The 24,723-nt window shown below is 63.9% G+C and carries 21 protein-coding genes; 16 read left to right on the forward strand and 5 right to left on the reverse strand.

Annotation, left to right across the window (positions count from 1 at the left end; genetic code table 11):
* Nucleotides 1–270: 270 nt before the first annotated feature.
* From NCS58_RS23535 to NCS58_RS23555, 5 genes are all read left to right on the forward strand, one after another.
* A complete protein-coding gene (locus NCS58_RS23535; RefSeq protein ID WP_061117164.1) occupies nucleotides 271–522 on the forward strand; it encodes an acyl carrier protein in 252 nt (83 codons plus the stop codon).
* Complete coding sequence (locus NCS58_RS23540; protein ID WP_061117165.1) at nucleotides 519–1,772, forward strand: acyl-CoA dehydrogenase family protein; 1,254 nt, start codon at nucleotides 519–521, stop codon at nucleotides 1,770–1,772. Before NCS58_RS23535 ends, NCS58_RS23540 begins: the two co-directional genes overlap by 4 nt.
* A 4-nt stretch (nucleotides 1,773–1,776) precedes the next feature.
* Nucleotides 1,777–2,844: an amino acid--[acyl-carrier-protein] ligase gene (locus tag NCS58_RS23545; RefSeq protein ID WP_061117166.1), complete on the forward strand. Its 1,068-nt coding sequence runs from the start codon at nucleotides 1,777–1,779 to the stop codon at nucleotides 2,842–2,844.
* Nucleotides 2,841–3,845, forward strand: a complete 1,005-nt coding sequence (locus NCS58_RS23550; RefSeq protein WP_061117167.1) for a DUF1839 family protein — start codon at nucleotides 2,841–2,843, stop codon at nucleotides 3,843–3,845. The genes NCS58_RS23545 and NCS58_RS23550 overlap by 4 nt, the downstream gene beginning before the upstream one ends.
* 67 nt (nucleotides 3,846–3,912) lie before the next feature.
* Nucleotides 3,913–6,393: a glycosyl hydrolase 2 galactose-binding domain-containing protein gene (locus tag NCS58_RS23555; protein WP_061117168.1), complete on the forward strand. Its 2,481-nt coding sequence runs from the start codon at nucleotides 3,913–3,915 to the stop codon at nucleotides 6,391–6,393.
* Here NCS58_RS23555 and NCS58_RS23560 read toward each other — a convergent pair.
* Nucleotides 6,390–7,325, reverse strand: a complete 936-nt coding sequence (locus NCS58_RS23560) for a Gfo/Idh/MocA family protein (RefSeq protein ID WP_061117169.1) — start codon at nucleotides 7,323–7,325, stop codon at nucleotides 6,390–6,392. The two genes, NCS58_RS23555 and NCS58_RS23560, sit on opposite strands and share 4 nt — an antisense overlap.
* A 57-nt stretch (nucleotides 7,326–7,382) precedes the next feature.
* Nucleotides 7,383–10,919 (reverse strand): indolepyruvate ferredoxin oxidoreductase family protein, encoded by a 3,537-nt coding sequence (locus NCS58_RS23565; protein WP_250477693.1) that lies wholly within the window; start codon nucleotides 10,917–10,919, stop codon nucleotides 7,383–7,385.
* 104 nt (nucleotides 10,920–11,023) lie between these two features.
* Between NCS58_RS23565 and NCS58_RS23570 the strand changes: the two genes are divergently transcribed.
* Nucleotides 11,024–11,929, forward strand: a complete 906-nt coding sequence (locus NCS58_RS23570; RefSeq protein ID WP_061117171.1) for a LysR family transcriptional regulator — start codon at nucleotides 11,024–11,026, stop codon at nucleotides 11,927–11,929.
* Between the two features lie 20 nt (nucleotides 11,930–11,949).
* On the opposite strand, the gene ampC is transcribed toward NCS58_RS23570, so the two are convergent.
* Nucleotides 11,950–13,119 carry a class C beta-lactamase gene (gene ampC, locus NCS58_RS23575; protein ID WP_061117172.1) on the reverse strand — a complete coding sequence of 390 codons (1,170 nt, stop codon included), beginning with the start codon at nucleotides 13,117–13,119 and terminating at the stop codon, nucleotides 11,950–11,952.
* Between the two features lie 108 nt (nucleotides 13,120–13,227).
* Between ampC and NCS58_RS23580 the strand changes: the two genes are divergently transcribed.
* A complete protein-coding gene (locus NCS58_RS23580) occupies nucleotides 13,228–14,109 on the forward strand; it encodes a LysR family transcriptional regulator (protein WP_061117173.1) in 882 nt (293 codons plus the stop codon).
* Between the two features lie 16 nt (nucleotides 14,110–14,125).
* On the opposite strand, the gene NCS58_RS23585 is transcribed toward NCS58_RS23580, so the two are convergent.
* Nucleotides 14,126–14,887, reverse strand: a complete 762-nt coding sequence (locus NCS58_RS23585; protein ID WP_061117174.1) for a YoaK family protein — start codon at nucleotides 14,885–14,887, stop codon at nucleotides 14,126–14,128.
* Between the two features lie 142 nt (nucleotides 14,888–15,029).
* On the opposite strand from NCS58_RS23585, the gene NCS58_RS23590 reads away from it, so the two are divergent.
* The 6 genes from NCS58_RS23590 (at nucleotide 15,030) to NCS58_RS34380 (ending at nucleotide 21,015) form a co-directional block, all read left to right on the forward strand.
* A complete protein-coding gene (locus NCS58_RS23590) occupies nucleotides 15,030–15,539 on the forward strand; it encodes a MarR family winged helix-turn-helix transcriptional regulator (RefSeq protein WP_061117175.1) in 510 nt (169 codons plus the stop codon).
* 4 nt (nucleotides 15,540–15,543) lie between these two features.
* Nucleotides 15,544–17,646, forward strand: coding sequence for an FUSC family protein (locus tag NCS58_RS23595; protein WP_061117176.1), 2,103 nt, complete (start codon nucleotides 15,544–15,546; stop codon nucleotides 17,644–17,646).
* Nucleotides 17,647–17,680: 34 nt separating this feature from the next.
* Nucleotides 17,681–17,890, forward strand: a complete 210-nt coding sequence (locus NCS58_RS23600; protein ID WP_061117177.1) for a DUF1656 domain-containing protein — start codon at nucleotides 17,681–17,683, stop codon at nucleotides 17,888–17,890.
* Nucleotides 17,887–18,852 carry an HlyD family secretion protein gene (locus NCS58_RS23605; RefSeq protein ID WP_061117178.1) on the forward strand — a complete coding sequence of 322 codons (966 nt, stop codon included), beginning with the start codon at nucleotides 17,887–17,889 and terminating at the stop codon, nucleotides 18,850–18,852. The genes NCS58_RS23600 and NCS58_RS23605 overlap by 4 nt, the downstream gene beginning before the upstream one ends.
* The gene (locus NCS58_RS23610) at nucleotides 18,849–20,294 is read left to right on the forward strand and encodes an efflux transporter outer membrane subunit (protein ID WP_061117179.1); all 1,446 of its coding nucleotides are present in this window, start codon (nucleotides 18,849–18,851) and stop codon (nucleotides 20,292–20,294) included. Before NCS58_RS23605 ends, NCS58_RS23610 begins: the two co-directional genes overlap by 4 nt.
* A 67-nt stretch (nucleotides 20,295–20,361) precedes the next feature.
* On the forward strand, nucleotides 20,362–21,015 hold the full coding sequence (locus NCS58_RS34380; protein ID WP_409241828.1) for a hypothetical protein: 654 nt from the start codon (nucleotides 20,362–20,364) through the stop codon (nucleotides 21,013–21,015).
* Here the strand turns inward: NCS58_RS34380 and NCS58_RS23620 are convergent.
* On the reverse strand, nucleotides 21,010–21,387 hold the full coding sequence (locus tag NCS58_RS23620; RefSeq protein WP_061117182.1) for a DUF3331 domain-containing protein: 378 nt from the start codon (nucleotides 21,385–21,387) through the stop codon (nucleotides 21,010–21,012). The two genes, NCS58_RS34380 and NCS58_RS23620, sit on opposite strands and share 6 nt — an antisense overlap.
* Before the next feature lie 559 nt (nucleotides 21,388–21,946).
* On the opposite strand from NCS58_RS23620, the gene NCS58_RS23625 reads away from it, so the two are divergent.
* The 3 genes from NCS58_RS23625 to NCS58_RS23635 all read left to right on the forward strand — a co-directional run bounded on the left by NCS58_RS23625 (nucleotide 21,947) and on the right by NCS58_RS23635 (nucleotide 24,705).
* Nucleotides 21,947–22,288, forward strand: coding sequence for a DUF4148 domain-containing protein (locus tag NCS58_RS23625; RefSeq protein WP_061117183.1), 342 nt, complete (start codon nucleotides 21,947–21,949; stop codon nucleotides 22,286–22,288).
* Between the two features lie 49 nt (nucleotides 22,289–22,337).
* Entirely contained in the window at nucleotides 22,338–23,141 is an 804-nt protein-coding gene (locus NCS58_RS23630; RefSeq protein WP_250477694.1) for an alpha/beta hydrolase, read from the forward strand.
* A gap of 154 nt (nucleotides 23,142–23,295) precedes the next feature.
* Nucleotides 23,296–24,705, forward strand: coding sequence for an HdeD family acid-resistance protein (locus tag NCS58_RS23635; protein ID WP_061117280.1), 1,410 nt, complete (start codon nucleotides 23,296–23,298; stop codon nucleotides 24,703–24,705).
* The last annotated feature ends 18 nt before the right edge of the window (nucleotides 24,706–24,723 follow it).

Consider the following 24,723-nt stretch of genomic DNA (forward strand, 5'->3'; position numbering starts at 1 on the left):
AGACATGCTCGATATCGCACATAACAACGATCTGTCATCGAGGCCGACCGTGCGGCATCGCACGGACGCACTGGCCCGCAAATTCGTTAAATACGATCAAACAAAATTCACAAGAAGACAGCGCGTGCGAGGACGCTCGTGGAATGGTCTTCACGAGACAACACAACACCGCTGCCGATTCGCCCCGGAGCTAGCGACACCCGATAACAACTCATCGTCGCGATCCGGTATTACTGCACCGCTGGCCGGGTACAAGGGAAAACACAGACAATGAAAACTGAATTGCGCCGCATCCTCGCCGAGTCCGCTCGTCTCGACGTGCCCATCGACACGCTTGCCGACGGCGACGATCTCTACGCCGCCGGTCTCTCCTCGCTCGCCACGGTTCACGTGATGCTTGCGATCGAAGACGAATTCGGCATCGAGATTCCCGATCACATGCTCACGCGCCGGCTCTTTTCGAGCGTCGATTCGCTCGCATCGGCCGTCAACGAACTGCGCCGTTCGCAGGCGGCAGCATGAACGCGCCCGCTCAAGAGCTTGAAATGGCCGAGCTCGCGCAGAGTGCGACAGCGCGCTGCGAAAGCGAGTTGATCGAGGCCGCGAAGCGGGTGGCCGCCGTCGCGGCAAAGCACGCCGATGCGGTCGATCGCGAAGCGCGCTTTCCCGCCGAAGCGGTCGCGGCGATGCGCGAGGAGCGCCTCTTCTCCGCGATGATCCCGACGATGCATGGCGGCGACGGCCTGTCGCTCACCGGCGTCGCGCGCTTGTGCGAGGCCCTGGCGCAAGGCTGCGCATCCTCCGCGATGATCTACGCGATGCATCAGAGTCAGGTCGTATGCATCGTCGATCATGGCGCAAACGTGCCCTGGCAGCGCGACTTCCTTGCGCGCATGGTCAACGAGCAGTTGCTGCTCGCATCGGCGACCTCGGAAGAGAACATCGGCGGCAACATGCGTACGAGCGCATGCGCGGTCGATCTCGTCGACAATGCGTTTCGCATCGAGAAGCTCGCACCGACGATCTCTTACGGCAAGTATGCCGATTGCATTCTGGTGACGGCCCGCCGCCATCCCGATGCGCCGCCCTCCGACCAGGTGCTGATCGTGGCGCCGCGCGATACGTTCACGCTCGAGCAGCGCGGCACGTGGGACACGCTCGGCATGCGCGGAACCTGCAGCGAAGGACATCGTCTCGTCGCGAGCGGCTTCGCGGAACAGATCCTGCCTGCGCCGTTCTCGCGAATCGCCGACGAAAGCATGCTGCCCGTATCGCACACCTTGTGGTCGTCGGTATGGTGCGGCATCGCAAGCGACGCGGCGAATCGCGCACATCAGTTCTTCCGCAATCAGGCTCGCGGCAAGCCCGCATTGCCGCCTTCGGCCGCGCGGCTTTCACAAGTGCTCACGCTCATCAAGATGATGCAGGCGCGTCTGCGCGAATCGCTCGCCAATGTCGAAGCGGCTCAGGCCGATCGCACCGCGCGCAAGGCGAGCCAGAGCAATGACGACGACGCGCCGCTCACGGCGTCGATCGGCATCAATGCGGACCTGAACATGCTCAAGCTGGCGATTTCGCAATCGGCTGTGCATGTCGTGCAGGAAACACTGATGATCTGCGGCATGGCGGGCTACAAGAACGACACGCCGTTCAGCGTGGGGCGCCATCTGCGCGATCTGCATTCGGCGCCGCTCATGATCAGCAACGATCGCATCGAATTGAACACGGCGAATCTGCTGCTTGCGCAGCGCGCCGCAACGGGGACCCTTTGACGATATGAACATGCCGACGGAACAGGCCGCCATGATGCAGGCCGAAGCACAAGCACAATCACAAGAGACTCAGGCACCGTACGACAAATCGGACTTGACCTTGCGCGATCGCCTGATCGAAGCGGGCATTCTGCTCGATACGGGCGAAGATGGTCTTTACGGCCGCAGCGAAGTATTCGAGGACGTCGTCGAGCGCCTCAATCAGGCGATCACGATGCTCGGCGCGGATCAGCACGCGGAAGTGCTGCGTTTTCCGCCCGCGATGCGCCGCCGCGATTTCGAGGACAGCGAGTATCTGAAGAGCTTCCCGAATCTCGCGGGCACGATTCACTCGTTCCAGGGCAACGACCGCGGGCATCATCGCCTGCTCGAAGCGCTCGACAAGATCGTGCATATCGGCGAGGAAGAAGAACGCTCCGATGAATGGATGGATCAGCAGAAGCCCACGCGCCTCGTGCTCACGCCGGCCGCATGCTATCCGATCTATCCGCTCGTCGCGAAGCGCGGCAAGCTCGCTGAAGACGGCGCGACCTTCGATGCGTTCTCGTACTGCTTCCGTCACGAGCCGTCCATCGATCCCGGCCGCATGCAGATGTTCCGCATGCGCGAGTACATTCGCGTCGGCAGCCCCGAACAGGTGATGGCATTCCGTCAGAAGTGGATCGAGCGCGGTTCGCTGCTCGTGAATCTGCTCGCACTGCCGTTCGAAATCGACCTCGCCAACGACCCGTTCTTCGGGCGCGGCGGCATGATCGTCGCGGATAGCCAGCGCGCGCAGCAACTGAAGTTCGAATTGCTCGTGCCCGTCGCGACACCCGACCGCCCGACCGCGTGCCTGTCGTTCAACTATCACCAGGACCATTTCGGCGAGCTCTGGCACATCAGCCAGGCGGACGATCAGGTCGCGCATACCGCATGCGTCGGTTTCGGCATGGAGCGCACGACGCTCGCGCTCTTCCGTCACCACGGACTCGATGTCAAGGCGTGGCCCGAGAAAGTGCGTCAACTGCTGTGGGGCGACAAGGGGCCGCTCATCGAAGAAGGCCTCGCGAATCTGGGAAGCCAGACATGAACGCACGCTCGCCGGCAGAAGCCGTGATCGACACGTCCACGTCCGCGAACGGCGAGTACCGTCAACACGCGCTGCATCGTGAAGAGCGCGTATGGCTGGAGACGAACTGTTATGTCGACTTGTGGATCGAGCTGCTGCATCACTACGGCTGCGATCCGCATGCGGCGCTCAGCTTCACGGTGACGCAGGCGTTCGAGGGCGATCAGTTCACGTTCCCGAAGTTCTCGCTCGACGATATCTCGCGGCTCTACGGCCTGCAGGCCCAGGAGCTCGCGATCTACGACACGCTGGAAGCGCACGTGCGCGAGCAGACGCGGCGCGGGCACATGGTCGTGGTGGAGATGGACTCGTACTATCTGCCCGATACGCGCGCGACCGCGTATCGGCAGACGCATACGAAGACGACTATCGCCATCGATGCAATCGACACCGACGCGAAGCGCATCACGTACTTCCATAACGCGGGTTATTTCGCGTTGTCGGGCGAGGACTACGATGGCGTGTTCCGGCTCATGCCCGGCCTCGCAAGCGATGTGCACGCGCTCTTTCCGTACGTCGAGTTCGTGAAGCGCGCGCGTGCGCCGCTCGAAGGCGATGCGATGGTGCAACGCTCGGTCGAGCTGCTCGCCTTGCGGCTCGCGGATCGTCCCGCGACGAATCCGGTCGCGCAATGGCGTGCCGCATTCCCCGAGCACTTGCGCGCGTTGCTCGAACGTGATCCCGCGTACTATCACCTCTACACGTTCAACGTGATGCGTCAGCTCGGCTCGAACTTCGAGTTGCTGTCGAAGTATCTCGGCTGGCTGAACCGGCACGGCGTGAAAGTGTCGTGCGACATCCAGACGAGCGCGCAGGCGATTGCCAGCGAAGCGATGGTCATGCAGTTCCGTCTCGCGCGCGCCCGCATGCGCTCGCGCATCGACCCTTGCGAAGATTGCCTCGATTCGATGCAGGCTTCGTACGACAAGGTCATCGAGCCGCTCGCCGCGCGCTTTCTCTGAACGCCAAAGCCGCGCACATCGCGCGGCTTTGGCGTCGTTCTCCGAATCCCGTCAACGAGGTAGGCACATGCACGTCCTGTCCGCGCACGCGCCGCGGCGTCTCTCCGAAGGCTGGCAATGCGTGAGCACGCCTGCGGGTGCGTGCGCGACGCCCGCATCGCTCGATGCGCTCACCACGCAGTGGATCGAAGCGCCCGTACCTGGCACGATCGCGTCCGCCCTGCGCGCGAGCGGCGCCAGCGATGAAGCGCTTGCGCAGCCGTTCGCGTATTCGGATCACTGGTATCGCGTGACCTTGCGCGGGCACGGCAAGCGGCGCCTGCGCTTCAACGGGCTTGCGACCTTCGCCGAGATATGGCTCGATGGTCGCAAGCTGCTCGAATCGGATTCGATGTTCGTCGCGCATGATCTCGATGTCGATCTCGATGGCGAGCACACGCTTCATCTGTGCTTTCGCTCGATCGCGCCCGCGCTGGCCGCAAAACGAGGACGCGCGCGCTGGCGTCCGAAGCTCGCGCAACCCGCCACGTTGCGCAATGTGCGCACGACGCTCTTCGGGCATATGTCCGGCTGGTGCCCGGCCATTCAACCGGCGGGACCGTGGCGGGCGATCGAACTGATCGGCGAGTCGCGTGCGTGCATAGACAACGTGGACATGCGCACGCGTGTCGATGAAAGCACTGGCATTCTCGATGTCACGGTGCGCTACTTTCATGCGCAGGAACAAGCACCGGTTCATATCGAATGCGGCGAAGCGCAAGCCATGATGCAATGGCAGGACCCGTACACGGTCACGGGCCGCGTGCGCGTGCCGGACGTGCGCTTGTGGTATCCGCATACGCACGGCGAGCCGGCGCGCTATGCCGTGAAGCTCGGCGAAATCGAGCTCGGCGAAGTCGGCTTTCGCACCATCGAAGTCGATCGCGGCGTGGACGACAAGGGCTTTCAGCTCGTCGTGAACGGCGTGCCCGTGTTCGCGCGCGGTGCGTGCTGGACATCGGCGGATATCGTCGCGCTCGATGCGTCGCGCGAGAAGCTGGATCACATCTTCGGGTTGATGCGCGACGCGGGACTCAACATCGTTCGCGTGAGCGGCATCACGCTCTACGAATCCGACACGTTCTACGAACTCGCCGACAAGCACGGCGTGCTCGTGTGGCAGGACTTCGCGTTCGCGAACTTCGACTATCCCGACGACGAAGCCTTTCGCGCCAGCGTGCAACGCGAAGCCGAACAGTTCTTGACCCGCACGCGCCGCTTCGCTTCGCTCGCGGTGTTGTGCGGGGGAAGCGAAGTGCATCAGCAGGCGGCGATGCTCGGCCTTCCGTTCGAGGCGTATCAGCAACGCCTCTTCAATGAGCTCTTGCCGAATGCAGTTGCGATGCAACGGCCCGATGTTGCGTATGTCGTGAACTCGCCGAGCGCTGCGCCCGGCGATACCGTGTCGATGCCGTTCGGCACGCACGGCGGCATCACGCATTACTACGGCGTGCCCGCGTATCAGCGTTCTTTCGATGACGTGCGCCGCTCGCAGGTGCGTTTCGCGTCGGAATGCCTCGCGTTCGCCAACGTGCCCGACGATGTCGCGCTGCGCGCCATGCCGAACCCGCGCGCCCATGAGCCGCGCTGGAAAACAGGCGTGCCGCGCGACCCCGGCTCGGCATGGGACTTCGACGACGTGCGCGAGTACTATATGCAAACGCTTTATCGCATGGACGTGCCGCGTTTGCGCTATGAAAACCCCGAGCGCTATCTGGAGCTATCGCGCGCCGTCGTCGCCGATGTGATCGGTGCGGTGTTCTCGGAGTGGCGTCGCGAAGGATCGACCTGTGCGGGCGGCATCGTATGGAATCTGCTCGACGTGCGCCCGGGTGCGGGCTGGGGCGTCATCGACGTGCTCGGTGCGCCGAAGAGTGCGTTGCACGGACTCGCGCGCGTGCTGCGACCGGTGCAGGCGCTGATTATCGATGAAGGACTCGACGGCCTCGACGTGCATCTCGTCAACGAGACCGCGCGCGAGATTCGTGCGCGCGTCGAACTGACTTGCCTGCGTGAAGGCGCGGTCAAGGTCGCGGGCGGTTCATGCGATGTCGTGTTGCAGGCGCGCAGCGTGCAGCGCGTGTCGTCGAATGCGCTGATCGGTGCGTTCTTCGACATCACATATGCATACCGCTTCGGCCCGCGTGCACACGACGCAACGCATGTCGTCTTGCGTGATGCCGATACGGGCGATGTGATGTCGGAAGCGTTCCATTTCCCCGATCCGTCGATTGGCGAGCGCCGCGATATCGGCTTGAATGCGACTGTCGAAAAAGACGACGAGGGCTTTTGTCTCGTCGTCGAAACGGCGCAGCTTGCGCGCTGGGTGCACGTGGTCGATCCGAACTACTTCGCGCGCATCGACTGGTTCCACCTCGCGCCAGGCAGCACGCGGCGCGTTCCGCTCATTGCGCGGCACGCGAACGTGAGCGCCGCGCCCGAGGGCGATGTATGCGCGATCAATGCGATACGGAGCGCCGCCTATCGCGCCGTCTATCGCGCCGTCTAACGCCCGAATGCGTCCGTTTCAACGCGCCGTCCGTTGAGAAACGCATCGGCCACGAGACGCAGCGGGCGCACGTCGACATCGCTCGTCTTCGTTTCGATGAGCGCGTGAAAGTGCTCGTATAGCGCGGGATATTCGCGCTCGCGTCCGATGTCGATGTCCTTGCCCGCGATGGACAAGCGCTTGCCGCCCTCGCGCATCGACAGACGGCCCGCGTCCGTTTCCACGTCGATATCCCATTCCTCGACCGGCCCGTGACGCCAGTCGAACACAGCGCGCACCGGCGCGCCGTTCGTTGCGATGCAATCGAGTTGCGCCGCGATCGGCGTGGACGTATCGCTCGGCATGGTCAGCGTGGCTCCGCGCAACGCGACTTCATGCGGCAAGATGCGCGTGACGATCGACAGCGCGTTGATGCCCGGATCGAACACGCCGAGCCCGCCCGGTTCCCAGATCCATTGCTGTCCCGGATGCCAGCGGCGCACGTCTTCCTTCCAGCGCACTTCGACAGAACGAATCGCGCCTGCGTTCTTCGCAAGCCACTCGCGCGACGGTTCTACGGCGCTCGCCGCGCGCGAGTGCCACGATGCGAACAGCGTGCAGCCATGCGCCCGCGCGACCTCGTCCAGGGCCGCGACTTCGCTCACGCTCGCGCCCGGCGGCTTTTCCAGCATCACGTGCTTGCCCGCTTCGAGCGCGGCCAGCGCCTGCGCGTAGCGAACTTGCGGCGGCGCGCAAAGCGACACGGCATCGATTGCGGGCTCGGCGGCGAGCAGCGCGTCGATATCCGGATAGTTGCGCACGCCATCGACGCTCGCATTGCGGCTCGCGCACGCGACGAGTTCGAATCCTGGCTGCGCCGCGATCGCGGGCAAGTGCTGATCCCGCGCGATCTTGCCGATGCCCACGACGGCGAGCTTATAAACGCCTTTCATGCGATGTCTCCTTTCGCTCCGAGTGTGTTCGAGCGTAAAGATACCCTATCGCATCCATCACGCTGACACAGCCATCTCCACCCGCGCGCGATATCGTTCGATCAAACGCTCGCGCTTCTTCGCGACCGCCGCCATGTTGCGCTCCTTCACATGGCCAAAGCCGCGGATTTCATCAGGCAGCTTCGCGAGTTGCAGCGCCGTGTCGAAGCGGTCTTCATCGAGCGTCGAACAGAATTCGTCGACGAGCGCGAGATAATCCGCGATCATCCGGCGCTCCGTGCGGCGCTCGGCCGTCTTGCCGAATACATCGAGCGACGTGCCGCGCAAGCGTTTCATCTTCGCGAGGACGCGGAATGCGGGCAGCATCCACGCGCCGAAGGTCTGCTTCACGAGATGACCGTGTTCGTCACGCTTTGCGAACAGCGGCGGCGCGAGATGGAACATCAGCTTGTAATCGCGGCCCGGTTCGCCTTCGAACTGCTCGCGCAACTTGTCGAGATACGCGGGATCGGCATAAAGACGCGCGACTTCGTACTCGTCCTTATAGGCCATGAGCTTCGCGAGATTCACCGCGACCGCGCGCGTGAGCGGCAGCTTCGCGTTCAACGCCTTTTCCTTCTCGCGGAGGCGCTCGACCACCGTGCGATACGAGCGCGCATACGCTTCGCTTTGATACGCCGTCAGCAAAGCCTCACGCGTCGCGATCACGTTGTCGAGCGACTCGGGCATCTTCATGACGATCGCATGCTGCGCGGTTTTGAGCAAATCGCCCGCGCCATGTTGCGCGACGTATCGGCCCCAGTCGAATGCGAGCCAGTTCTTCTCGACCGCAACGCCATTCAGTTCGATTGCGCGCTTGAGGCTTTCGAGTTCGAGCGGCAACCAGCCCTTCTGCCATGCGAAGCCGAGCAAGAGCGGATTCGAATAAATGGTATCGCCGAGCAGCTTCAGCGCGAGCGCGTTGGCATCGACGAATGCGCAGCCCGCGCCGATGCTGTCCGATAGCGCCTGCTCCGTTTGCGCGGCGGGAAACGTCCATTGCGCATCGGTGACGAAGGCGGCGGTCGGCGTCGCGCCGCTGTTGATGGCGGCCTGCGTGATGCCATGCCGCGTGCGCGAGAGCACATCGTTCGATGCCGACACGATCGCATCGCAACCGATCACGAGCCGCGCCTCGCCCGTCGCGATGCGCGTCGCATGCAGCGCCTGCGGCTCCGGTGCGATCTGTACGTGGCTCAGCACCGCGCCACCCTTCTGCGCGAGACCGGCCATGTCGAGCACCGTGACGCCCTTGCGCTCGATATGCGCCGCCATGCCGATCAATCCGCCGATCGTCACGACACCCGTTCCGCCGACGCCGGTCACGAGAATGCCGTAAGGCTTCGACAATGCGGGCAATGCCGGCAACGGCAAGGCATCGAAATCGGGCTGCGCGCCCCCGGCCGCTTTCGGCTTGCGAACCTGTGCGCCTTCGGCCGTGACGAAGCTCGGGCAAAAGCCCTTCACGCACGAAAAATCCTTGTTGCACGACGACTGATTGATCTTGCGCTTGGTGCCGAGCGGCGTGTCCATCGGTTCGACGGACAGGCAATTCGATTGCACCGAGCAGTCGCCGCAGCCTTCGCACACGGCGTCGTTGATGAACGCGCGGCGTGCGGGGTCAGGATACGTGCCGCGCTTGCGGCGACGGCGCTTTTCCGTCGCACATGTCTGGTCGTAGATCAGAATGGTCGTGCCTTGCGTATCGCGCAACTCGCGCTGAATGCGATCGAGTTCATCACGATGATGCACGCTCACGCCTTCAGGCAATGCGACTTTCGCATCGTATTTCTGCGGCTCGTCCGTCACGATGACGATGCGCTTCGCGCCTTCCGCGAAGACCTGATGCGCGATCTGCGGCACCGTCAATACGCCGTCGACGGGCTGTCCGCCGGTCATCGCGACCGCGTCGTTATAAAGAATCTTATAGGTGATGTTCGCATTCGCAGCGATCGCCGCGCGCACCGCGAGCAAGCCCGAATGGAAATACGTGCCGTCGCCGAGATTGACGAACACATGCTTGTCGCCCGAGAAATGCATCTGACCGATCCATGCGACGCCCTCGCCGCCCATCTGGCTGAAGGTCTCGGTCTTGCGATCCATCCACATCGACATGTAGTGGCAGCCGATGCCGGCGAGCGCGCGCGAACCCTCGGGCACGCGCGTCGACGTGTTATGCGGACAGCCCGAGCAGAACCACGGCTTTCGTTCGACCTCGACGCGCGGCTTGATCGCCTCGCGCTCTTTTGCTTCGATGGTCTCGACGCGCGCGAGCATGCGCGCGCGCACATCGGCGGGAAGATCGGCGCGCGCAAGACGCCGCGCGATGGCCTTCGCGATCAGCGCGGGCGATAGCTCGTAGTGCGCGGGCAACAGCCAGTCGCCGCGCGGCACGGACCATTCGCCGCCTTCGTTGTCGCGCTCATCGAACTTGCCGTAGATGCGGGGACGCACATCCTCGCGCCAGTTATATAGCTCTTCTTTCAGCGCATATTCCAGGATCTGCCGCTTCTCTTCGACGACGAGAATCTCTTCGAGACCGGTTGCGAATGCGCGTGCGTCCTGCGCATCGAGCGGCCACACGCAGCCCACTTTCAGCACTCGAAGGCCGATCTGCGCGCAGGTTACATCGTCGAGGCCGAGGTCGACGAGCGCCTGACGCACGTCGAGATAGGCCTTGCCCGCGGTGATGATGCCGAAGCGCGGCTTGTCTGAATCGATTACTACGCGATTGAGCTTATTGGCGCGCACATACGCCAGGGCCGCGTACCACTTCTCGTCGAGCAGACGCGCTTCCTGCGCGAGCGGCGAATCGGGCCAGCGGATGTTGAGGCCGCCATCGGGCATTGCGTAGTCGGTCGGCGTGACGATCTCCACGCGGTCCGGATCGAGATCGATCGATGCGGTGGATTCGACCACATCGGTCACGCATTTCATCGCGACCCATAGACCCGAGTAACGGCTCATCGCCCAGCCGTGCAGACCGTAGTCGAGATATTCCTGCACGTTCGACGGATACAGCACCGGAATGCCCGCCGCAATGAACGCATGATCCGATTGATGCGCGACCGACGACGACTTGGCCGCGTGATCGTCGCCCGCGAGCACGAGCACGCCGCCGTGCCTGTCGGTGCCCGCGGAATTCGCGTGCTTGAAGACATCGCCCGTGCGGTCCACGCCCGGGCCCTTGCCGTACCACATGCCGAACACGCCGTCGCGCGTCGCGCCGGGCCACAGGTTGATCTGCTGCGTGCCCCAGATCGAGGTCGCCGCGAGATCCTCGTTCACGCCCGGCTGGAACACGATGTCGTTGTCTTTCAGATGCTGCTTCGCCTTCCACAGCGACTGATCGAGCGCGCCGAGCGGCGAGCCGCGATAGCCTGAAACGAAGCCCGCCGTATTCAGCCCGGCCTTGCGATCGCGCGCCTTTTGCAGCATCGGCAGACGCACGAGCGCCTGTGTGCCGCTGATATAGACGCGGCCTTTCTCCAGCGTGTATTTGTCGTCGAGGGAAATGGTTGCGGCTTCCAGCGCGGCGCGGTCGGGTGCATTCATCGGGGCTCGTCTCCGGGTTCGGGAATTTTGTTTTTTGCCGAGTATAGGAAGCCGATTCGACATCGTAAAATCACGAATAAACAACTCTGGTATCTGAAAATCAGATGGCCTTCGACCTCACGCTCCGGCAATTGCGCTACTTCGTGGCCGCCGCACAAACCGGCCAGTTCTCGATGGCGGCGGCGAACGAGCATGTATCGCAATCGGCGATCACCAATGCGGTGCTCGCGCTCGAGAGCGCGTTGGGCACGAAGCTCTTCGAGCGCCTGCCGCAAGGCGTGGCGCTGACGCCCGATGGTCAGGACTTTCATAATCACGCGCGCCGCGTGCTCGATGCCGCCCGCGACGCCATGCACATGCCGCCGTTCCGTGCGCACGACATGCGCGGCGTCGCGCGCATCGCGGCGTCGTACACGGTGCTCGGGTATTTTTTGCCGGAGTTGCTCGCGCGCTTCCGTGCGACGTATCCGTTCATCGATTTCGATCTGCGCGACATGGAGCGGCCGCAGATCGAAGAAGCGGTGGCGAATGGCGATGTCGATATCGGCGTCGTGCTGCTATCGAATCTGCAGCGACCGGACCGCTTCGACAGTCAGGTGCTGATGCGCTCGCGCAGGCAGTTGTGGGTCGCGCCGATGCATCCGCTCGCGCAGCAGCAGGCGGTGTCGCTGAAGGACATCGCCGAGCATCCTTACATTCTCATCACCGTCGATGAAGGCGAGCAATCGACGATGCGTTATTGGCACAAGAAGCGCCTCGAACCGAATATCGCGTTTCGCACGAGTTCGATGGAGGCGTTGCGCGGACTGGTGGCACACGGCTTCGGCGTCACCGTGCTGTCGGACATGGTGTTTCGGCCGTGGTCCCTCGAAGGCAAACGTATCGAGGCGCGGCCCGTGAACGATGCCATTCCTCATATGGAAGCGGGCATGATCTGGCGCAAGGGCGCGACCTTGAGCGCGCCGTCGACGGCCGTGCAGCAGTTCCTGATACACGCGTGCGGGGCCTGACGCACGCGCGATGCGCTCGATTATTGCGCGCCGGCCAGCGACGTGATGATTGCATACGCGGCCTTCACGCGATCCTCGTTCGGTATGTTCCGGTTCGCCAGCATCACGATGCCGATACGCTCCTTCGGCACGAACGCGATATATGTGCCGAAGCCGTTGGTCGAGCCGGTCTTGTTGATCCATACATCATCGCGCGGGGCTTGCGGCGGATCGATCCGCGTGACGGGCGTCGCGTTCAGGATCATCGCCGATGCGTTCCCGTCTAGCAGCGACTGCAATGCGGCCGGATACGGATACTGCTCCCAGATAAGATCCTGCGTCATCGGGCCGGCCTGGAAATAGCCCGTGTGCGTCGCATCGACGGCACGCTGAAATGCAGGGTCGATGCGGACCATCTTCATGTTGATCTGCAAGAAGCGCGTCATGTCGGCGGCCGTCGATCTCACGCCGTAGGCCTCGGACGACAGCACGCCGCCTTTCATGCGGATCGGCGTCTCGTCCTTCGCATAGCCTTGCGCATAGTCGCGCTGCTTCGACGCGGGCACGTCGATATAGCTGTGCTTCAGGCCGAGCGCTGGAAACAGGCGCGTTTGCATCAGCGTATCGAAGTTTTCGTTCATGCTCTTCGCCGCGATCAGCCCGAGCGTGCCGATGCCCGGATTCGCATAGGTGCGGATCGTGCCGGGCGGCCCGGCGGGACGCCACGTCCTGAAGTACTGCATGAGTTGGGCGTCGTTGTGAACCTCGTCGGGCACTTGCAGCGGCAGACCGCCCGGCGTGTGCGTGCCGAGATTCAATAGCGTTACCTTGCCGAACGCCGTGCCGTCGAGCGACGGAAGGTGCCTGCTCACCGCATCGTTCAGGGAAAGATCGCCTTCGATCTGCGCATAGGACGCGAGTGTCGCAGTAAACGTCTTGCTGACCGAGCCGAGTTCGAAAAGCGTATCGTGCGTGACCGGCTGCTTCGTCGCTTTCGACGCGACACCGTAATCGAACACATACGGCCTGCCATCCACGACGACGCCCACCGCCATGCCCGCGATGCCATGCAGTGCCATCAGCGGCCTGATCGTTCGATCGACCGTCTGCCTGATCTTCGCAGTGTCGCGATCGGCGGCGAGCGCGGCGCCGGACATCGCGCCAAAAGAAAATATGGCAGTCGCCAAGAGACTCAGCGCACGAAACTTCATCGTCTTGATCCTTCGTTCTGGTTTGCATGATTGGAACGAAGCGAAATATCCGCTCTTTTTCGTGCTTCGACAATCGAGGATAATTTGCCGCACGCAATAGAAAATCTTATGCGACCCATGCGTCCTCATCTTCCCCTGAACGCACTGCGCGCGTTCGAAGCATCCGCGCGGCATCTGAGCTTCACGCGCGCCGCGCAGGAACTGAACGTGACGCAGGCGGCCGTCAGCCAGCAAGTGCGCGCGCTCGAGGAACGGCTCGGCACACCGCTCTTCCGACGCCTGCCGCGCGGCCTGAACGTCACCGACGAAGGCCGCGCGCTCCTGCCCGTACTGAGCGATGCGTTCGGCCGCATCGAAGCCGTGCTCAAGCAGTTCGAAGGCGGCCATTTTCATGAAGTGCTGACGGTGGGCGTCGTCGGCACATTCGCGGTCGGCTGGCTGATGCCGCGGCTGAAGGCGTTTCGCGAGACGCATCCGTTCGTCGAATTGCGGCTGCTCACGCATAACAATCTCGTCGATCCGGCGTCGGAAGGACTCGACTTCGCGATTCGCTTCGGCACAGGCATCTGGCCGGCGACGTACAACACGCCGCTGCTCGATGCGCCGCTCGCCGTGCTATGCGCGCCGGATATCGCGCGCCGCCTCGGCAAGCCGTCCGATCTCGCGAACGAAGTGCTGCTGCGCTCCTATCGCGCCGACGACTGGACCGACTGGTTCCACGCCGCCGGCCTCGACGCGTGGACGATGAACGGCCCCGTCTTCGATTCGTCGCGTCTGATGGTGGAAGCCGCGGTGCAAGGCGCGGGCGTCGCGCTCGCGCCGCCGCGCATGTTCGTGCGCGAGCTGCAGGCCGGGCTGCTCGTGCAGCCGTTCGACATCGAAGTGAAGACCGGCGGCTACTGGCTCACGTGGCTCAAGTCGCGAAAGCTGTCGCACGGCATGCGGCTCTTTCTCGACTGGATCCTCGCGCAGGCCGCGCAAGCGCCTTGATGGATTTCATGGCGCCTCAACGCCGCGCGCGACGCCTGCCCGCAGCCCAGTCGTCCGCAAGCGGCACTGACGAGAACAGCAAGAGCAACGCGGCGAGCGGCACGGTCGTGGCAAAGCCGAGATGCGCGAAGCCGATCGCGCCCGCGAAGCCGCCGAGAATGAACATCGCGAAGAGCGAGCTCAGCAGCACGAGGCGCGCGTGATTCGCGCGCACATAGCTGGCATCGTGCCGCGCAATGCCGCGGTTCCAGTACAGACTCTTGCCGATTTCTATACCGATGTCGGTGACGAGACCGGTCACGTGCGTCGTCCGGATCTCGGCCTTCGAGATCTTTGTGATCATTGCATTTTGCAGGCCCATCACGAAACACAGCAGCGCGACGGTCAACGGCACGTCCCACACGCGATGCGTCTCGAGATTCGCGCCAAGAATGCCGAAAACGAGCAGGAGCGCGGCTTCGAGCAGAAGCGGCAAGGCGAACACGCTGTGCGCGCGCCGCTGTCGTCCCCAGCTGATCAGCACCGCCGAGGTCGCGGCGCCGCAGAGAAACGCGCCGACTGCGCCGATCGCTGAAAACACGAACGCCACCTGGCCGAGCACGAGGTTATCGGCGATCGAAGACACGAGCCCCGACATGTGCGACGTGTATTGCCCCACCGCGAGAAAGCCGCCCGCGTTCGCCGCACCCGCGACGAATGCGAGCGCGCAGCCCAGGCGCCGGTTGGCGGAATCGGTGCGGCTGGGCGAAGTCAGGCCCCGGAGGTAGGCGATCGGCATGGCGGCGCGGGCATAAGAACTGAGTGGAAAAGATAGCACGACAATTTGCGTGCCCGACCATCCTTTCACCGAACGCGAAGTGAAAAAAAATCATAAGTCGATAGCATGCTAACGAATAGAGTTCTCGTTATAATCCGGCCGCATGACCCATCTCGACATCCTGCGCCGCTCCGTGAGCAGCACGCTCGTGCTTGCCGCGCGACGCTGGCGCCGCACGAGTCACGGCGTGCTCGCCTCGTACGGCGTGTCGGAAGCATGCGCGGTGCCGCTGCTCACGGCCAATCGGCTCGGCGAGGCGGTGCGTCAGGTGACGCTCGCGGAGCATGTCGGCATCGAAGGGCCATCGCTCGTGCGGCTGCTCGATCAGCTTTGCGCGGCAGGCCTCGTGCGACGCGACGAAGACCCGGAAGACAAGCGCGCGAAAACCATCACGCTCACCGATGAAGGCCGCGCGGTCACCGCGCGCATGGAAGAGCGCCTCGTGACGCTGCGCGCGCGGCTGCTGAAGGGCGTGAGCCGCGAGGATCTCGAAACCACGCTGCGCGTGCTCAATGCGTTCAGCGCATCGCCGGATGCAAAACTGCTCGCCGCGCTGGAAGCGCTCGACGACGCCGCAAAGCCCGTCCGCCCAGCCGGCAGGCGCGGAGCATAGCGCCATGTCCTTTCCTTCCGCGCGCGAGTGGCTCTTTTCCGCCAAGACCTTCGCCGCCGCGATGATCGCGCTTTACATCGGCCTCGCGCTCGAACTGCCGCGTCCGTACTGGGCGATGGCGACCGTCTATATCGTGTCGAATCCGTTCGTCGGCGCGACGCGCTCGAAGGCGCTCTATCGCGCGCTCGGCACGATGATCGGCGCGGCGGGCGCGGTGCTGATCGTGCCGCCTTTCGTCGAGTCGCCGTTTCTCTTCAGTGTGATCGTCGCGTTATGGACGGGCACGCTGCTCTATCTCTCCATGTTCGACCGCAGCGCGCGCAGCTATGTCTTTCTGCTCGCGGGCTATACGCTGCCGTTGATCGCCCTGCCCGCCGTCACCAACCCGATCACGGTCTTCGATCTCGCGATCACGCGCACCGAGGAGATTCTGCTCGGCATCGTGGTGGCGAGCATCGTCGGCAGCGCGGTGCTTCCTAGCCGGCTCGCGCCGACGCTCATCGAACGAACGGACGCATGGTTTCGCGATGCCGCGTTCTATGCGTGCGAGACGCTCTCGGGACATATCGCGGGGGCATCGATTTCAGCGGCACGCCAGCGGCTCGCGGCAACGGTCAACGGCCTCGAATTCCTGCTGAGCCAGCTGACTTACGATCACACGCGGCCCGATATCATCCGACGCGCGCGCGCGTTGCAGGGCCGCATGCAAATCTTCCTGCCGCTGATTTCGTCGATGGCCGATCCGCTCATCGAACTGATCGACAAGCACGGCGCGCATCCTCGAGGTCTTGAACAACTGTTGAAGGACGTGGCCGCATGGGTCGGCTCGCCGATGCCGCGCGCGGAGCAGGATGTGGAAGACGAGCGCGAGCCCGATGCGCTGCGCGAACGCATCCAGGCGATGCGTCCCTCCGTCGAAGCGCTGGCGAGCGCCGACGGCGCACTGCTGTCGAATGCGCTGTGGCGTCTCGGTCAGGTCGTCGATGTATGGCAGGACATTCGCGCGCTGCGTGCGGCGATTCTCAACGAGACGAGCGAATGGCGTCCGCACTTCCGTCACTGGCGGCTCGGCGGCACGGCGCGCTTCTTCGATCGCGGCATGATGCTCTTTTCGACGGGCGTCGCGGTCAGCGCGATCATCGTCGCGTGCGCACTCTGGATCGAATCGGGCTGGAACGATGGCGCTGGCGCCGTGACGCTCGCCGCCGTCGCGTGCTGCTTCTTCGCCGCGCTCGACGAGCCCGCGCCGCAAGTGTTCACCTTCTTTCTCGCGACCTGCATGAGCGTCGTGTTGGCCGGCCTCTATGTGTTCGCCGTGCTGCCCCACGTGCACGACTTCCCGATGCTCGTGCTGATCTTCTCCGTGCCCTTTCTCATCATCGGCACGCTCATTCCGCGGCCGCGCTTCACGCTCGTGACGATGCTCACGGCCGTAAACACCGCGACGTTTATCAGCATTCAGAGCGCCTACGAAGCGGACTTCTTCGTGTTCATCAACAGCAATCTCGCGGGCGTCGCGGGCCTGCTCTTCGCGTTCATCTGGACGCGCATGACGCGGCCCTTCGGCGCGGAACTCGCTGCCGCGCGGCTCACGCGTTCGGCCTGGGCGGATATCGTGTTGAGCGCGTCGGCAGCGGAAGTCATTCAGGACCAGCGCGAACTCTATGCACGCATGCTCGACAGGCTGATGCAACTCTTGCCGCGTCATGCCGCAACGGACTCGCATCGTCACCCATCGATCGAAAGCTTTCGCGATTTCCGCGTCGCGTTGAATGCGCTCGATCTGCGCCGCACGCGCCGCAAGCTGCCGATCGAATTGCAGACCTCGGTCGATACCGTGCTCGATGCATTGCGTCATTACTTCGAACTCTGCATCGCGCGCCGCACGCGTCAGCCGGTGCCTGTCGAACTCATTCGCAGCATCGATGCGACGAGCGCGCAGGTCACATCCCGCGCGATCACGCAGTCGCAAGACGTGGTCGCGGAGAAATGGCTGCGGGACACGCTGCACGCGCTCGTCGGCATGCGCCTGTCGCTGCATCCACCCGCGACGCAGACGCAGCCCGGCATCGCGAACGGCGCGCCGCCGCGCGAGGAGCCGGCATGATCTTTAAATTTGCTCTTTCATCGGAACGCCACACATGATCGGCGAAATCGACATTCTCGGCGTGTTCGTGCCTGCGGTGCTCGTGCTGATGTTCATCGCCTATCTCTTGAATCTCGCGATCCGCACCGTGCTCGCGCGCGTCGGCTTCTATCGCTTCGTGTGGCACCGTTCCATTTTCGATCTCGGCATCTATGTTCTGGTGCTGGGCGTTGTCGTCATCGTTTCGCAGCGGCTCATCTCGTGAAAAAAACCTGGTTCTCCCTCGGGCAGATTCTGCTTACGCTCATCGTCGTCGCGATTGCGTGCGTCGTGTTATGGAAGCTCGTCGATTACTACATGTTCGCGCCGTGGACGCGCGACGGTCACGTGCGCGCCGACGTGATCCAGGTCGCGCCCGACGTGTCCGGCCTCATCACCGACGTGAAGGTAATCGACAATCAGCAGGTCAGAAAGGGCGATGTCCTCTTCGTGATCGATCAGGCGCGCTACACGCTCGCGCTGCGCAATGCGCAGGCTACCGCGCAGCAACGCCGCGCGACGCTCGATCAGGCGCGGCGCGAAGATGCGCGCAATCGCGCGCTCGGCAATCTCGTCGCGCGTGAAGTCGTCGAGGAAACGCATTCGCGCGTCGAGCAGGCGACCGCCGCGCTCGCCGATGCCGAAGTCGCCATCGACACGGCGCGTCTCAATCTGCAACGCACCGAGATTCTCAGTCCCGTCGACGGTTATCTCAACGATCGCGCGCCGCGCGTCGGCGAATTCGTGTCGGCGGGACGCGCGGTACTCTCGGTCGTCGACATGCATTCGTTCCGCGTCGATGGCTACTTCGAGGAAACGAAGCTCGGCGGCATCGATATCGGCCAGCCTGTCGATATCAAGGTGATGGGCGAGCCGGGCCTCCTGCGCGGACATGTGCAGAGCATCGTCGCGGCAATCGAGGATCGCGACCGTCAGCAAAGCTCGAGTCTTCTGCCGAACGTGAATCCTGCCTTTAGCTGGGTGCGTCTCGCGCAGCGCATTCCGGTGCGTGTGACGCTCGATGAGATTCCGGCGGACTTTCGCATGATCGCGGGCCGCACCGCGACGGTCTCGGTGCGCGGCATCGGTCCGAAGATCGGCAAGCGCGCGGCGTCGGAGACCTCGCCGGCTTCTGCGCCTGCGCCGACTTCGAGCGTGTCGGCCCCCGCGTCGGGCGCATCGCAATGAAAGCGGTCGCCATCGCTGTTTCGTCTGCCATCGCGCTCTTCGGCTGCACCACGGTCGGCCCGAACTACACGCTGCCCGATCACGCGGCGATCAAAGCGCCCTACGCGAACGCGGCCATCGACGGCGCGGATCGCGCGCCCGTCACGCAAGGCGAAGTGCCCGCCAAATGGTGGCGCCTCTATGACGATCCCGTCGTCGATCAACTCGTGGCCGCGGCGCTCGCGTCGAACACCGACCTGCGCGTGGCCGCCGCGAATCTCGCACGCTCGCGCGCCGAAGTCGAATTTGCGAACCGGCAAGGCGGATTCTCGGGCAAGACATCGGCGGCGTTTCAGCGCGCGCAGGAATCGGCGGAGCAATATCTGTTGACGGAGAAGATTCCTGTCGTCAATGAAGGCGCGCTCGATCTTTCCATTTCATATGAGATCGATCTCTTCGGCAAGCTGAAGCGCGGCGTCGAAGCGGCGAATGCCGACGATGAAGCCGTCGAAGCCGCGCAGGACCTCGCGCGCATCACGGTCGTCGCGGATGTCGTGCGCGCGTATGTCGAAGCGTGCTCGGCGGGCGAAGAGCTGGAGATCGCACAGAAGTCGCTCGATTTGCAGAAGCAGCGCGTGAAGCTCACGCAACGTCTGCGCGACGCGGGCCGCGGCAATCAGTCGGAAGTCACGCGCGGGCAGACTCAGGCCGATACGCTCGCCGCCGACATTCCGCGCTTCATCGCGCGCCGCCGTGTCGCGCAGTATCGGCTTGCGATGCTGCTTGCGCGCGCGCCTTCGGACTTGCCCCGAGCCGCCCTCGCCTGCAAGCGGCTGCCGAAGCTGCGCGCGCCGATTCCTGTCGGCGATGGCGCAGCGCTCCTCAGACGCCGCCCCGACGTGCGTCAGGCGGAGCGGCAGCTCGCGTCATCGACGGCGCGCATCGGTGTGGCCACCGCCGCGTTGTATCCGTCGGTGAGCCTTGGTGCGTCGGTCGGGTCGGTGGGTGTCGTGGAAGATCTTTTCGGCGCGAACACGAACCGCTGGGCGTTCGGGCCGCTCATCAGCTGGAGCTTTCCGATCAACGGTCAACGCGCGCGCGTGCATCAGGCCGAAGCGGCGACGGGCGGCGCGCTTGCACAGTTCGACGGCGTCGTGCTGAAGGCGCTGCAGGAGACGCAGAGCAGCCTCGCCACATACGCATCCGATACCACGCGCGCCGATGCATTGCGCACCGCGTATAAATCGGCGATCGAATCGGCCGATGAAACGAACCGGCTGTATCGCGCGGGCCGCGAGTCGTTCCTCAACGACCTCGACGCGACGCGTACATTGACCGGCGTCGCGGCGCAGGTCGCGGCCGCCGAAGGCCAGGTCGCGATCGATCAGGTGAACCTCTTCCGCGCGCTCGGCGGCGGCTGGGAAACCGACGAAGCAGTCGCGAAGAACTCGAAGCAAAAATGAGGCGATCGTGCGTGCGAGCGAATATCGATTCATTACCGTCTGGAGGATCGCGGCGCCGCTTCAATCCGTGTGGGACGCGATCCACGATCCGTCGGCGTGGCCGCATTGGTGGGCGTGCGTCGAACGTGTGATCGAAGTGGAAACGGGCGCGCGCGATGGCGTCGGCGCGTTGCATCGTTATACATGGAAAGGACGTTTGCCGTATCGCGTGCGCTTCGACATGCGTGTTACGCGCGTCGAGCCGCTGATGTCGCTCGAAGGGGAAGCGAGTGGCGATGTCGAAGGCTCGGGGTGCTGGCACTTTTCATCGCAGAATGACGTGACGATCGTGCGATACGAATGGCGCGTGCGCGGCTCGTGGGCGTGGAGCATCGTGAAGCGCAGAGGTGAGGCGGGCTTGGCACCGGATCACCCCCGCACCGCAATCATGTCCTCGTCGCGGATATTCCACGTATTGATCCTCATCCGTTTTAGCCTTATCCCGCCGGCCTTAACGATTACACGGCAAGCGCCGCGCAATCACGCCGCGCCGCGACGATGCGCCCGCCATTGCGCACAGAAACCTCGTGAGGTCCGCGGCGGGCATCGGCCGGCACAGTCCGTCTGCATCCCATTGCGCGATATTGCGGCACACATTGCGCAACACCCAGTCGCCGATCTGAACGATGAGGCACGAGCGCATCGCGAAAGGGCGAGCTCGCGCAACGGGATCGATTCATAGCGACGTCGCCTGATCCAGCACCGATGCCAGAATCATCGCGCCCGCGTTGCCCGGAACCGGCCGCGGATTCGGCCCGTACACACGGTCGCCCGGACGGATCTCGACGCCGCTCATCGCGCACACGCCGGCGGTGCGCGCGCGCATCGCGCGCCACACCTGATCGCCATAGCAGCAGCGCGTCGGATCGCGCCATTCGATCGTCGCCGTGGTGCTCGACGGACGCTCGATCAGCTTCACGGTGACGCGGCGCTCGCCCGTTTGACTGAAGGGACGCCTCGCCGAAGGCGCCTCGAAACTCACGCCATCATTCAGCGACGTCAATCGAAAGATCGTCTGTGCCCACGGATCGAGCGCGATTGCAGCTTCGGCCATAGCCGGCTCCTTATTGAAGAATGGGGTGAACCGATCCGCTCACGCCGCCTCGAGCGGGTTTGTCTGCCAGTGCCTCGCCGTCGCGGCGACGAAGCGCCTGCGAAGGCCGCAGCGAAGCGCGATATCGAGAATGCGCATCGCGACCACTCCAAATTAATCAAACGAAAATCACGCGCCTAGCCGTACATACGGTTGACGAGACCGCCCATTGGTTGAGTCAACCTATATGAAGGTTTGATTCGCGCAGGGCTCGGCGAGGAGCTAACACCTTCGTATGAGCGCGTCAGACGCGCGCATGAGACGGCTCATCCGCACGTCGCATGCGATGCAGCCGGACGGTTCGATCCACGGCGCACGCGCCATGCGAACGTTTAGCCGATGCACCGATGGTTGGTGCGAGCACGCTCCTTCGTAGGTGTAGTCGAGGCGCGCGCCGGGCGATACATTGTCATCAAGGTCGCAACACGAACACAGACCGACGGCCTTGACCAAGGGAAACCGAAGAGAATATTTATTTCGGATACCCGAATACATACGCATCATCCACCAGGAATAGATCATGAAAAAATACCTCGTCAGCTTCACCCTCGTTGCCGCCACGCTCGCCGCGCCCGCTCTGGCATTCGCGCAGTCGAACGGTCCCGTCACACGCGCACAGGTCCGCGCCGATCTCGTCGCGGTCGAAAAGGCAGGTTATAACCCCGCGCTCGCGAGCGATCCGTACTACCCGTCCGACATTCAGGCGGCAGAAGCGAAGGTCGCCGCGCAACATGCCGACGCAGTGCGGACGTACGGGGGCGCGCAAACCGGCACGAGTGCATCGGGTGCACCGAAGCATGTCTCGATGAACAACACGTGCGTCGGCCCGATCGACTTCTGTCAGCCGTTCTTCGGTAGCTGATGCGCGCGTCCGGATCGATGATCTCTCATTCGCACAAGCGGAGTCCTTCATGAAGCGAATCTTGCAAGCAGCCTCGGTGCTGGCGCTGTCGGCCGGTGTGTTCGCATCGGCTGGCGCAATGGCTCAGAATGCCGCCCCGGCCGCCGATGCCCATGCGCCCGTCAGGAACATCGTCCTCGTTCACGGCGCGTGGGTCGATGGCTCGGGATGGAAGCCGGTCTACGACATCCTGACCCGGGACGGCTATCACGTCACGATGGTCCAGGAACCCCTGACCTCGCTCGAAGGCGATGTCGCCGCAACCAGGCGCGTGCTCGACCTGCAAAACGGTCCGACCATTCTCGTCGGCCATAGCTACGGCGGGTCGGTCATCACGGAAGCGGGCGTGCATACGAATGTCGCCGGGCTCGTCTACGTCGCGGCGCATGCGCCGAATGTGGGCGAGGACGAAGGCGCGCTCGGCAAGAAAACGCCCAGCTTCCTCGCGAAGCAGACGGACGCCGTCGAAAAGACAGCGGATGGCTACACGTACCTGAACCCCGCCGTCTTCCCGAAAGACTTCGCCGCGGATCTGCCGCTCAGGCAGGCCACGTTCGAATCGCGCTCGCAGATTCTGACATCGGCGCAAGTCTTCACGACGCCGCTGACGGCTGCAGCATGGACGTCGAAGCCGAGCTGGGGCATCGTCGCGGGCAGCGACAAGATCATCAATCCGGATCTCGAACGCTGGTACTACGAGCGCGCGCATAGTCACATCACGGTCATTCCCGGCGCGAGCCATTCCGTGTATGAATCGAAGCCGCAACAGGTCGCGGCGGTGATCGAAGATGCCGCGAAGCATGCGGTGCAATAGGTGACGCGATCGCGCGGCCGTCGTGCCCTTGCACGGCAGCCGCGCGTATTCGTCTGCGGTTTTCCCTTCTTGCCGCTTTCGCCGTCGATGCCTTATAACGTGTGTGGCCGCGCATGTGCCGCACGAGGTATCGAATGATGAGACGGAGGAAGCGATGGTTCGGCTGGTGATGATTCTTCTCGGCGTGGACTATCTGCGCACGCGATGGCGCTCGGTGATGACGCTCGGGCTGCTCAGCATCGCGCTCGGCGGCGTCATCTTCACCGACGCGCTCGACGGCTCGCTCTACTTTCCCATCATCCCCTTCGCGCTGATGATGCTGCTCGAAGGCCTCGCCACACTCGCCGTCGCGTGGACCGGCATGGGCGGTCAGCGCAAGCTGCGCTACGTGAAAGGCACGACGTTCTGCCTCTCGGCGCTGCTCGTGCTGTTCGGCGGCGAGCACGGCAACTTCGTGCTGTCGCTCATCTTCGGCACGCTCTTTCTCGTCGATGGCGCGTTGCAGATCGTCTCCGCGCGCGTGGTCCGCTATCGCAAATGGCGTCTCGCCACGGCAGGCGGCGTGCTCGAAATCGCAATCGCAATCTTTTTCTATCAGCCTTATCCCGATCACTATGCGGGCACGGTCGCCTATTGCGTCGCGTTCGGCCTCTTCTTCGGCGGCTGGAACATGATCCTGCTCGCGGCGCGCGTGCGGCGCATGGCGGCGAATCCCGCCGTCGAAGGCGAATCGGCTACGGCGGCGCAGGCAGAACCCGCGCGCGCCGCGCCGTCGTTCGCCGGCGCGGTCTTCGACGGCCCGCCCGCACCCGATGAAGCCGCGCTGACCGTGCACGTATGGACGCCGGTCGGCACGGCGAAGTCGCAGCCGAAGCGGCAGTTGCTGGTCGATCGCTATATCGCCGCTGTCGACAGGAACGGCACCATCTCGACGGGCCACGCGGCGCTGGAAACGCCCGAAGGCGTCTACATCAGCCTGTATCCCGCGGTCGAGATCGACCGCTCGCCGAACGAATTCACGCGCACGCTGCGCGCGACACGCGAGAACGACGTGCCCGGCCTCTTTCAGCCCGACTATGAAACCGAGTCGAAGGCGTGGTGTCCGTCGACGCAACAGGTGCGCATCCGCAACTACGATCCGGTGAGGCTCGCGCGCTTTTGGCAGGCGTATCGGCGTGACACGACCTATAACCTCACTTACCGCAATTGCTCGAGTTCCGTGGCGCGGGCGCTGGAAGCGGCGATCGAGGGTGCGTCGGCGCGCGTATGGGGCAAGGGCGGCGGATGGAAGCCGCTCGTGCGCATCATGACGACACCGGAGCTATGGGTCGCGGCGCAAGTGCGAAAGCGTGCCGCGACGATGGCCTGGACGCCGGGCCTCACGCTCGATTACGCGCGCGCGCTCAGCATGCTCGCCGACCCGCGTCACTCCGGCTGGGTGAAGATGGCGCGCATCGCGGTCGCGACGATGTATCGCTCGCGGCAGCGCTGGCGCGCCGAAGAGCATGCGGCGGCGCGCGCGCAAGGAGAAGCGTCGGTGGAAGCGGAACGGCGCACCGGATGAAGCGATGATTCGATGCGC

It is taken from the genome of Caballeronia sp. INML3B, assembly GCF_023631305.1.
Lineage (GTDB): Bacteria > Pseudomonadota > Gammaproteobacteria > Burkholderiales > Burkholderiaceae > Caballeronia > Caballeronia turbans.